The sequence below is a fragment of the Thermus islandicus DSM 21543 genome, assembly GCF_000421625.1.
GTDB classification, from domain to species: Bacteria; Deinococcota; Deinococci; order Deinococcales; family Thermaceae; genus Thermus; species Thermus islandicus.
This window is the reverse complement of sequence record NZ_ATXJ01000058.1, coordinates 1-1,907: the sequence shown is the minus strand read 5'-3', so window position 1 is coordinate 1,907 and position 1,907 is coordinate 1. Positions and strand designations below refer to the sequence as shown.

At 65.4% G+C, this 1,907-nt stretch carries 1 protein-coding gene; it reads right to left on the bottom strand.

What is annotated here, in order from left to right:
- Nucleotides 1-748: 748 nt before the first annotated feature.
- The gene (locus H531_RS0112435) at nt 749-1,405 is read right to left on the bottom strand and encodes a hypothetical protein (protein WP_022799626.1); all 657 of its coding nucleotides are present in this window, start codon (nt 1,403-1,405) and stop codon (nt 749-751) included.
- Nucleotides 1,406-1,907 lie beyond the last annotated feature (502 nt).

Below are 1,907 nucleotides of genomic sequence, written 5' to 3'. Positions count from 1 at the left end.
GAAGGGGGCGTCTGGTGTGCTTCCACAGCTCACCAAGCGCCCCCTTTTCCTTTGGCTTGTCAAGGGGGTATGCATTGAATATCCGAAAGGGGGGAAAAAAAGCGTAACTCTAGCCCGAAGCAGAAGGCTAGAGGCTTTTGTCCCTACCTTTCAGGGTAGCTTCCTTCGGCACCCTCCTTATGTCCTTGCCGCAGGCCGTCAGGGAGAGAGGGTAGCCCGCGATAGGCTTCCCGGGCCTTCCTCAAGGACCCGTCACCCCTCGGCCACCCGCTCGGTGCTCTCCGCTACGCCTTGAAAGTCCTGGTTTGCCCTCACCTTGTTCACTGGGCCATATCCCGCCAAAGGGGGGATGCGGGGGAAGCCTTCCTTGGGGGGCCCTCGAGGCGAGAAGCCCCCCTGGCCTAAAGCGCTCCACCGGGTTCAGGTGCGGCCTCTACCGCGGCAGGGACGCACGTACCGCGTCCGCTGCAAGCTACGCCCTACGCGCCTGACCTAGCGGGAGCCCATCTCCAGAGGCTTCCCCCGCACCGTCCTCAGCCGGATGGACACAAGGAAGCGCCCTGCTCGTGCCTCCAGCAGGCGGGAGGGCCTGGGCTCGGCTCAGCGCCGGACCTTGAAGGGGACCACGGGTTCGGTCTTAGGCGCCCAGGGCTTGGCGTCCGCAGGTTCGCTTCGCTGACGCTCGGAGCGAAGAGGAGGAGGCATGTAGAGCAACCCATGGGCCGTGGGCCTCCCTGGGAAAAACACCTTAAGGCCCTATCCTGGCTAGGGCTAAAGCTCCCCCCTGGCTGGGGGAAGGGTAGGCCACGAGGAACTCCCCGGGGCTTGGGAGGTAGACCGCCTCCTGTCCCCCGCCCTCGCAGAAGAGGTGGAGGCGACCAGGGGTTCCCGAGAACCGGATCTCGTAGAAGCCTTGCCAGAACTTGGGCTTGGCCACCACACCCACCTCAGGGTTGAGGTTAAGGGTAGGAGACCCCGGCTCCACCGTGGTGGCCGAGCCTAGGGCGAAGGTGTCCCCCTGGAGAAGGCTTTGTCCCCTGTCGGCCCAGTTGAACCGGAGGCGGACCTCCGTCACCGGCCCTTCGGCCCGCACCTTGAGGGGGCTAGCGGAGCAGGGGTTAGCGCCAAAGGCGTTCGCCATAAAGAGCCGGGGCGGGCTGGTGGGGGAAGGTTCTATGGGCATGCGGAAGGGAAACTGGGCCGTGGGAAGAGAGGAAAGGGGATCCGCGTAGAAGGTAACCCCGTAGACTCCCAAGGGGGCTCCGGGTTCCGCCTGGAAATGGAGCTCAAAGGCGTATCCGGGCAAGAGTTCCGTGTCCGTGGGAGGGGGCCCGGCGAAGCTCACTCCCTGGGGAAGGCCCTCGTAGCGGAACCGGTTCTTGTCCCCCGGGGGGTACCTGCCCACCCACGTAGAGAATGACGCTTTCCCTTCCCCCCTGAAAGAGGGGGAGGACCGAGGGGGCCACTTTCAGGCTCCAGTACTGGGAGTACATGAGCGAGCCTGAGCACCCCGAGAGGGCGAGGAGAAGCCCCAGGGAACCCCAAAGGACTAGCTGCCGACCCATTGTCCCACCCAAGCCTATTGTACCCTAAGCCTCCCGGGAACGGCCCTTCCCTTTTGCCCCGGCGCCCCCTCCATCCCCCCCAAGGCCAAACCGAGCCTCCCCCTAGGACCCGGCAAACGCCAGGGGCGAAGCCCCTAGCCTGCCGATGGCCTTGGGGCGGTCTGCATGGGGGCACGCTCCCCCACCCCGTTTAAGGTTTTTGTAAGCCCCCCTGAGGAGGATGGAGGTAAGGACCCTAGGGGTCTCGGAAGGGAGGCGGTATGCGTAAGGGTACGCGGTACGGTCTTCTGGCAGGCCTCGTCCTCCTCCTTGCGGCCTGCGGCGGGGGGGCACCACCCCCGG